Origin of the sequence: Pseudomonas parasichuanensis (assembly GCF_021601385.1) — a bacterium.
Taxonomy (GTDB): domain Bacteria; phylum Pseudomonadota; class Gammaproteobacteria; order Pseudomonadales; family Pseudomonadaceae; genus Aquipseudomonas; species Aquipseudomonas parasichuanensis.
The window spans coordinates 1-9,109 of the sequence record NZ_BQHO01000068.1 but is presented as its reverse complement, the minus strand read 5'-3'; the positions used below and the strand labels follow the sequence as shown (position 1 = coordinate 9,109).

General features: G+C 54.3%; 6 protein-coding genes. 3 read left to right on the top strand and 3 right to left on the bottom strand.

What is annotated here, in order from left to right; all coding sequences use genetic code 11:
• Positions 1-103: 103 nt before the first annotated feature.
• Positions 104-1,813: a hypothetical protein gene (locus tag L6D77_RS26925; protein ID WP_236170222.1), complete on the bottom strand. Its 1,710-nt coding sequence runs from the start codon at positions 1,811-1,813 to the stop codon at positions 104-106.
• Positions 1,814-2,279: 466 nt separating this feature from the next.
• On the opposite strand from L6D77_RS26925, the gene L6D77_RS26920 reads away from it, so the two are divergent.
• The 3 genes from L6D77_RS26920 to L6D77_RS26910 are packed head-to-tail and all read left to right on the top strand — an operon-like array spanning position 2,280 to position 6,128.
• A complete protein-coding gene (locus L6D77_RS26920) occupies positions 2,280-3,185 on the top strand; it encodes a phosphoribosyltransferase-like protein (protein WP_099431000.1) in 906 nt (301 codons plus the stop codon).
• 5 nt (positions 3,186-3,190) lie between these two features.
• Positions 3,191-5,200 carry an ORC-CDC6 family AAA ATPase gene (locus L6D77_RS26915; protein ID WP_099431001.1) on the top strand — a complete coding sequence of 670 codons (2,010 nt, stop codon included), beginning with the start codon at positions 3,191-3,193 and terminating at the stop codon, positions 5,198-5,200.
• Positions 5,201-5,207: 7 nt separating this feature from the next.
• A complete protein-coding gene (locus L6D77_RS26910) occupies positions 5,208-6,128 on the top strand; it encodes a hypothetical protein (protein WP_099431002.1) in 921 nt (306 codons plus the stop codon).
• On the opposite strand, the gene L6D77_RS26905 is transcribed toward L6D77_RS26910, so the two are convergent.
• Entirely contained in the window at positions 6,125-7,144 is a 1,020-nt protein-coding gene (locus L6D77_RS26905) for an SIR2 family protein (RefSeq protein ID WP_099431003.1), read from the bottom strand. The genes L6D77_RS26910 and L6D77_RS26905 overlap by 4 nt on opposite strands.
• A 78-nt stretch (positions 7,145-7,222) precedes the next feature.
• On the bottom strand, positions 7,223-8,443 hold the full coding sequence (locus tag L6D77_RS26900) for an N-6 DNA methylase (protein ID WP_157766864.1): 1,221 nt from the start codon (positions 8,441-8,443) through the stop codon (positions 7,223-7,225).
• Positions 8,444-9,109: the final 666 nt, after the last annotated feature.

Sequence of the window (9,109 nt, the reverse complement as noted above, 5' to 3'; positions counted from 1 at the left end):
GAAGGAGTGGGGGCAACAGCAGCTGCGCTGGTAGACTTATCCACAGTTGCTGGTAACAAAATCAGCAATCCGCCCTGGGTCAAATTTCAATCGGCAGGGTGGGTCAATTTTCCATCAGCGCCAACAGCCTAAGGGCATTTAGCGCAGCGGCATCCAACCAGGCATCTTTATCATTCTGAGTGCGATGGGGGAAGATGGCGTATGGACCATCCAAGGGCCATTTAGACTCCTTGACCAGCTTCGCGAAGATCCCTTTGTGCCTAGGTAGTCCTCTGTCAATGAACTGGTGAACCTTTTGGACATCCTCCTTGTTTTCGACCAGGCAGATCAAGCCACTGCAGCTTTCTTCCTTCAAGTCACCATCCTTGCTCACCCAGCGACGACGCTCAGTCTCCACGACCATGTACATCTGTCGGGAAGTCCACAGCAAGAAGATCATCATGCCGCGGCATTTAGTGTCGTGTAGGTATAACCACTTTCTCAATTTACCTTGGGGGTCTTCCGGCTCATCGTAGTTTCGCTCCGAAAATGGGATGTACTCAGGCGGCCGCGAGGCGATCGCCTGGAGGGGCGCGTACCAGCGCACATTTTGGAGCAGCCCCGCAGCGCGAAGTCGAAGAAAAGACTTCCACATTTCTTGAAGAGCGCCACTGAACTCTGCTTCTACCGCACTGGCCGTGACCGTGGCCTTTGCAGTATCGCTGTCCCCAGAACCCAGTGTGTCACCAGTCGATACTTTGTCAGGTGCTGGCCGGTCATTCGGCACAGTGATGGTGCGGTCGTAGGGGGCGTCTACGTAGGATCTAATCTTGTTAGCGTCTACGCCTGCACTGAGATCGCCAGCCTCGAGGTCATATCGTGGATAGGGGCTGCGTGGCTGATGGAAATCAGTCATGCAGAAGTCCATATCATCCTCGGTCAATTTTCGTTGAATTTCTTTCGATCTTACCCAATCGTCTACCGCTGCTTCAGTCTTGGTTCGACGGGAAATGCGGCAGTCGATCAATTTACCTTTTGGTGCATCAAACGCTAACAATTCAAGGCATAGGAAGTCTTGGCCCTTGTTAAGCCATATGCCGCGGCATTGCAGGCGTGTTCTGCCCTTAAACCAGGGCATAACCTGCAAGGTGTGGGGTTGACCACTTCTAAAGGCCTGCGTGTCCGCGTCCGCAAAAATGCTTTGAGCGGCTTTAATCGTATGACTATCGTTTGCGAGATAAGCGAGGAAAGTCTCATCTGCTGAAACCATATCCGGGTGCGGGTAGACGACTAGCCGGTCGCTCAGACCTTGTTCTTCAGCAGGTGTCGATTTAGCCAGAAGCCGGCGCTTCGCTGGCCCCCAACTGTAGGTAGTGAGGATCCGAGGTATTTCTGATCGATGAGCATACCCGCGGACCAGATAGTCTACGCAGTTGAGAAGGACTGTTCCCTTGGCCTGTTTGAAAGCGAGCGACCAGTCACCGCTGCAGCTTTCAGGCAATCGAAATTCGCTATTGGAAGAGCAAAACCCCAGGTCAGACGCTCTGAAGAAACTCCAGCCGCTGTAGCCGAACTCGACGTCGAACCAGTGACTTTCAACGGCAGCGCGTGCGACAGGGCGTCTGTCCTCGAGAATGAGACCGCGCGGGTAAAATAGTAAGCGGCTGACCGCAATCTTGATGGTCCCGTATTCACTTGTCAGCCGGTCTCCGTCGAGCTTTTGCAGGGCAACTTCCACCAAGGGGACCGTCTCAGCAGCAGTATTTTTGACTAACCGGCCATACCACCAGACAACCCAGGTGCCCATGGGTAGGGCGCTGTCGTTCTCCCACACGTTTCTTCGTGTGCTGGGTGGATTGATCCTCTCTCGCGAAATCCATTGCAACGGTGAAATCCCCATACTTGAGCAGCCAGAGGGTTACCTGGCGGTTCGATCATACGAACGAATAGTGGCTAAAAGGAAGCATCGGGCGCGCCGAGGAGCGTGAAATATTCCAATACGCTCCTGGACGATTTGAGCTTTCAATGGCTTGGGATAGGAGGTTCGCTGGCACTTAGGGGCCTTATGATGAGAGTAATGGTGACCACGTATTTATAGGTGGACACCATTGCGCTTATGGTTGGGGTTAGCTACGTGGGTTCGCCGAGGCGTACGGTGTTTTTCTTTCAATGACGAATTACGCTTGCTTCGACCCTGCAGACTGAGCAATCTTGGCGAAAGGCCAGCATAGATGCAGGCAAGGCCACTCTGGACATCGGGTTGCCCCGTGAGCCGAAGTCACATCAGCAAAGGATGCTTCATGCCCTTCCATGTTCCCGATAGGCACTATTCACTCTACAACGATGTTGCGCGTCGTTTTCGCAGCATGCTTCAACGAGGAGTGATCACCGGCACCGAGGAAAGCACTCTCGATCGCTGGCTGGATAACTTCCAGTCCGAAGAAGAGCTGTATTTCGCAGCGCGCATCCTGGAGCGATTGATCTTCCGCTCCCAGGGAATGATTGAAAGCTCCATCGATCAGTTGCTGCACTGCGTGTTACCGGCTTATCTCCGCCAATGGCAGCTCTATTCTCATCCAAGCATTGAGGTTTTCCTTGAGGCACTGGGAGAGTCGAACGGGTCTTATCCTCTGCGGTTTGTCGGTGTGGATGGGAACAAGGCCTCCGACACGGGCAAGAGTGGTGTGGTCATCATCCGCCACTACAAGCGGCATGCCCGTATCAATAAATCCATCACCTGCCGACCAGACAGGCTGAATACGTTGCCTGAAGACGTTCGCTGCCTGGTGTTTGTCGACGACATGTTGGGTACCGGCAAGCAATTCAAGGACTTTGTGCGTGATAACAAATTGGCGGAGATGAAGGGCATACACATGGTGTACTGCCCCTTCGTGGCCTTCCACAAGGGAGTCGAAGAACTGAAGAAGTTCCCTTGGCTGACCGTGCTACCTATTGAGGTGTTGGACGCAAGGCATCAGTTTTTCAGTGAGTCGGCAAATACGCCTGGGTTGTGGGCGGTCGATGGAATCAACACCGCGGCAGATACGAGGGAGTTTTACGATCAACTAGCCAAGGACAAGGGGATTCCGGGAACGACGAGGCATGGCCTGGATCTTGTGCTCGGATTTGAGCATTCCACACCTAACAACTCGTTGTCCCTTCTCTGGGCGGAATCGGAGAACTGGACCCCTCTTTTCAGGAGATGACCTCTATGCCAGCACTAGCAGACGCGTTTCTGAAGAACCGAGCTGACAACCTGCCGCCCGACGTCTTCCAGGAATTCATCGTCCCACCATTCTTTCAGCACATCAGCATTTTCAAAGACAGCAAGTCGGTCAGGATTCTTGGTGGTCGTGGCTGTGGAAAGACGATGTTCCTTAGGTTCTTCTGCCACGGTTCAACCTTCAGTGCCCACCGTGAGAACATTGGTGATGAGGAGTTCTCGAACCTCGGCCTCTATTTTCGGCCAGATACCGGCTTCTGCTCCCTCATGACCGCAGAGTGGTTGCAGAAACCGAAGGATGGTTTTGCCTTCTCTCACTACCTGACGCTGAGTCTTGTTGCCGAGATATGCCAGGCGATCAAGAACATTGACGCGGCCGAGAACCTCGCGGGTGGGTCGCTGAACCTTTCGAAGGCCCGCCTTGGGCAAACGCTTGTCCGGCAATTGGAGCTGCCTGAACCCACTATCGAGGCATTACAGCTGTTGATCGAGCAGCGCATGGCCGATTTCGATCTATGGGTTCGTAATCCCGATCAATGTGAGTTACCGCGGTTCGTCCATTTCTCCACAATTCTAACGGCACTTGCAAATGACCTGGCCAACCATTCGCCTCGGCTAGACGCATTGGCATTTCGCGTATTCGTTGATGAGTTCGAAAACCTGCTGCCTCGGCAACAAGAAATTGTCTGTGATGCGATCAAGCATCCTAGCCAACGCTTTGCAGTCCATATCGCTCACAAGCGTGATGCAGTCACTGATCTAAAGACCAGTCGTGAGGAACGAATCGTCGAGCTTCATGACATCCGTACCATTGATCTTGAGTCCAATCTGGTCAAGGACAATGACTTCGAAGTCCTAGCTGCGGAGCTCTTCCTTTTCCGCATCTACCAAGCGAACGGGGTGGTCGCCTGTCCATCTTTCAGGCCTGAGTTGCTTCATGACCCCGTACATTTGCCGTACCGGCTGACGGAGGGTTACCGGCAGGATGTGACCAACTGTGTGAAGCAGATCCTGCCAGAACTCAATGCGCCCGAAATCGCGCGCTTGGCGCTGGCGGACCTACCTCTTCGCCGGCGCATCGCAGAGATGATCAAGAAGGGGCTCGAATTTCAAGGTCTAGATGGCAACACACGGGCCGAAGACCTTATCAATGATGAAGTCCCTGAAGCCAGCATCGTGCTCGGTGCGATCCTCAATCGCAAAACCCAGTCTGGCAAGGATGCGTTGAGCCTGTTCAAGCAACTGCTGGAAAGCGGTCGGTCCAGGACGGATGTGTTTTACAAGCCGGGAGGCTGGGTGGACAACAACCTCTATGGTTGTTTATTCCATCTCTATGCTGGGCTCCCCCGAAGGCCGAACATCCTCTATTCGGGCTTCTCACGCTTTTGCAAGATCGCAGCACCGAACCTGCGCTTCTTCCAGGAGCTTTGCCACAGCACGCTGCTTTTGGCCTATCAGCGAAAGTCAGCTGACGATATCGGTGGGCCTCTGTGCGTTGAGCATGATTATCAGGCGATCGCTGCTAAGCAGGTCTCTGATGCCATGTTTGAAGACATTATGCAGTTAGGCCCCCATGGTTATCGGCTTCTTGATTTCGCCCGGCGGCTGGGTGGGCTTTTCGAAGCGTTCAACAGGCGTCGCAGCCAAAGTGAGCCGGAAATCAATCACTTCTCCATCAACGAGGCTGACGCAACGCGACTCGCTGAGCCGGCCAAGACGATTCTGCGTGAAGCGAAAATCTGGTCAGTACTTCGGGAAACCAAGGACACCAAGAACAAAGCCGAGGTCGATGCGGCTCAATTTGAGCTGGTACTGAATGCTATCTATGCGCCGCACTTCAAAATTAGCTACAGGAAACGGCGCAAAATCACACTCACAGCCGCACAGCTCGACATCATGCTCACTCAATCGGACTCGCAGTTCGAGTCTCTGGTAAAGCAGCTCGTCGACTCACAGGACGACGAGGCCACTGCCAAAATCACCGGCTCCCTGTTCTGAGGTTAACGTGCGCTTTATCAGACAAGACCTTATCGATGAGGCTGGGCTCGACGGCTTGGCCAAGATGGACATTGCGTTCACGGGCGTCGAGAAATTGGATGATCGTACGGAGTACTCCATGGCGCGTTCCAAGCTCTTGGCGCGCCGGAATGTTCAATTGCGTTACGATCCTGAGACCCGAGTGCTGCACGCTGGCGAGAAGCAGTACCTTGCCACTGAGTCCGGGCTGGAAGATTTCTCCCGGGAGTTCAAGGCAGCATCAGTCGCTGTGGATGCTACGTCTTTGGACTTCTCGGAGATTGCTCTGCTGCTGTATGCCTACACGTTCTCGCATAAGCGACCACGGGTTGGTTTCTTGTACGTCGAGCCGCAGGAGTATGTACGCCGGCCAGCTGAAGCGGGGGCAGTCAACGGCGCAGCGTTTGACCTAAGCACCGGCTTTTCACGGCAGCCAATTCCGCCATTCATGGGCATGCTCACCGCGAACGACGCTGTGCATTTGGTGGCTTTTTTGGGGTTTGAAGGCGGCAGGCTTACCCAGAAGCTCAATGACGATGATGGTCAGTTCGTTCGGAAGGTGACCATCATTTTCGGTATTCCGCCCTTCCAGGCAACCTGGGATCTTGAGGCCTTCATGGCCAACAGCCGGCTGTTGGAAACGTCTGCCGCGACCGTTAAATACTGCGGAGCGAACAATCCTAAAGCCGCCTACGATCTGCTCATGACGGCCAGTGCAGCATTAACCTCGAAAAGTGAGTGTAATCGCTTGGCGATCTGCCCCTTTGGCACCAAACCGATGGCCATCGGGACTGCTCTGTATTGCGCCGCCCAGCGCAAGGCTAGAGTTTTGTTTGACCATCCTAAGCGCAAGCCGGGTAGAACGCGGGGTGTGCAATGCATGCACTGGTACGAGGTGGAAATGGACTAGGAGCGACGGCTCTTGAGGCGCTTCAAATCGTCGGGCGTTACTGGGAACCCAAAGCTTCCTTGCTTCTCTCTCTGCCGAGGGGCGCGGGTCGTTGGGTAGCTGTATTCATCCATGGGGCGTGCAGGGATGGGCATCAGCTCGGGGTATGCCTTGATCCGATGGGTGATCTCATCGGCGATGCGCAGATAGCAGTTAACGTAACTGTCTTCGACAATAGGCACAACCTCCACGTTGAGTGACTTCATCAGCGAGGTGACGGGCGTGTCTTCGCTAGGTTTGATACCTGCCTGGTAGTAGAAAACCTTGCCCGTTTGGTGAAGTCGTCGACGTTTATGGAGCAGCAACCACCAAAGATCGATCTCGGTAAAGTCCATTCCCAGCCCTACAATGTGCAGGTGATCTCTGAGGAAATGGTCGACCCAGGAGTAGATCTCTCGATTAGAGGTGAAGTCGAGGTTGCCGTTTTTTACCGGGGAGGCCAGGCGGTAGCCAAGCTTCTTGATATCCACTCCTTCGGTGACGTAGTTGCGGATTTTTTGCAGGCTGCCCGCGTACTGGTCGTACCCCAAGACCATAGAGCCGGGTCTGTCTGAATCACCGTGAATGTGCCACACCTGTTTGGCGCCTGCTTGATAGCGGCGGAACAGGCTGTATCGGGACTCGGGGAAAATGAATGCCGGACTATAGAGCGGCCCAACGAAGGCTTCTTCGATGGTGAAATCATAATTCGTGGTGAGGATCACCTCGAATGGCTCGCAAATTTTCCGGTGTGCTTCGATGGGAGTGATCTGTTCGAGCAGCTTGGCAAATGCCACTTTTACGGCGTGTTCGTTATGCCGAAATACGCCCTCTGATCGAGCGCAGAGCTCTTCGATGATCATCGACAAGGGCTTATTGTTCAGATGGTGGATTAGCTCGTCAGCCTTAAACTGTGCGGCGAGCTCGCGCAGGATCTGCGTCCAGTCCTTCTGAAGGGCGGCCCTGTTAACACCATTTCCTAGCAACAGGGTATGCATGTGCGCTCGCTCCCAGTTCATTCTTACAGATAGAGCGCCCTGGTGAGCGCGCTCAGCAGCTTGCGTGACTTGCTCAGCTCACAGTGGAACGGGCATTTCCAGAAGCGTAGCGACTGTCAGATGTTTCGCGCAGGCTCCTCGGGCTGCACCTCGACGCCAGATCGAGCACTCGGGACTGGTGATCCATCGCACAACGCGTTCCTGGTGTTCTGCCGGCGCTCTTACTCGAAACACTGAGTCAGAGTACGGACTCTCGCCACTCACCACTACAGCCTTGCGCTCAATGCAGCGTGTACCGACCCGCGGAAGAAGGATGTCGCCGGCAGTTGCATGTTGATAGCCAGAAAGCGACGTGCCTTCAAAGGCGATCTCCATGCCGGACTTGGGGAAGTCTGAGGTGTGGAAGTGCTGTACACCGAGCTGTGCAAATTGGTTGCGGGTTCGACTACCGCGAACGATGGATACGTTCAGATCCCTCATTGTGACGCACCCGCGGGCGCGTCTAAGCGCTGAGTCCATTTCACCAAATTCGTGGTGACCTGAATCCATGCTCTCAATCGCCTGCTCGGTGCTGATTTTGCGTTGAGCGATCAGTTGGAAGTTGTCATCGAGCTGGCCCAGCGAAACGCGGCGAGCACGCTTGCGGCCGAAGCGGATCAACAGGACATAGGCCTGAACCTCCACCTGCCAGCCGAAAGCGAATCGAGGTAACTCGTAGCATTCAATCTCGCTGGCGGTTTCGAGCAACTGCTTGCGGAAGGGGCGGCTTTGAACGGCACAAGGAATGTCGGCGCCCACGATGAAGGCGGCAGAGCCCACAGACTTGAGCCTCGCTAACGACTCCATGACAAAGTAAAGGTCGACCGGTGCCCATGCTTGCTGAATATCAAGGTCGGGGCAAAAACTCAGAAGGCGCTTGCGAGCCCTGGCCGGCAGATCCTGAACACCGTATGGGGGGTTGCCAATCACATGGTCAAACTGAGCATCACCCAGTGTTTTACCAAGCGCTGCGACAGAGAGCACATCGCGTTTGACGTAGCGGACACCGCTTAGTTGTGGACAGGCGTCGATCATTACTTGTTCGAGCTCGACACCCAAATAGCTTGCCGGCTGAACCGCGCTATGAACAGCCTGGGCCAGGCGTCCAGATCCCGAGCCAAGTTCCAGCCAATCACCACCACGAGCTCCCAGCAGACGTACCACCGCATCAGCCATAGGCTGAGGTGTCAGGATTTGACCTAATCGGGCTCGAGTATCGAGAACCGCGCGGTAGCGCTTCACTGATTCAGTCGTTCGCATCTCTCTTGCACCTCCAAGTGACTGAGAGCTTGTTGCCAGGGCTTCTGCTTGTTATCGTACTGACCTATGCCAAGAATCGCAATATCACCAACCATCGAAGTGCTGACTGCACGCAGTCAGCTTCGGCGTTGTATCACAGAACTTGGAATCTCTGATAATGAGTATGCCAAGCGTTGTGGTGTGCCTCAGTATACGATCTCCAAGTTTCTGGGTGGCCACATAAAGACCCTGACACCTGCCGTGGAGAAAGCATTGGCTTATGCCAATATTGGCATAATTCATGACATAGCAAATTTGACACAGCACCCTGCAATTCGGCAGGCGCTCGGGCATGCTTGGGATGGGACGGAAGAAGGAGCGCAGACTCTGGCGCTCATGATTGAAGCTATCGCGCCACTGATTCGGGCGTCTCACAGCGGTGTATCCAGTAATCCTCGAGGATAAAGAAACACCGCCCGCTGCGCCTGATTAAGCGTCAGATCGAGACCTTTGTCAGCTCCAAACCGGTTGTTTGGCAATCGGATGCCACAAGGAACCGCCTTGATCTGGTCAAGTAATTTTGGACACCGATTAAGGTTTATGCCGCCGCTTTGAGCTTTGCCTCCATGGCTACCGGCGTTTCATAGCCGTTGTAGCTATGGAGCCGCTTGAGGTTGTAGCGCATCA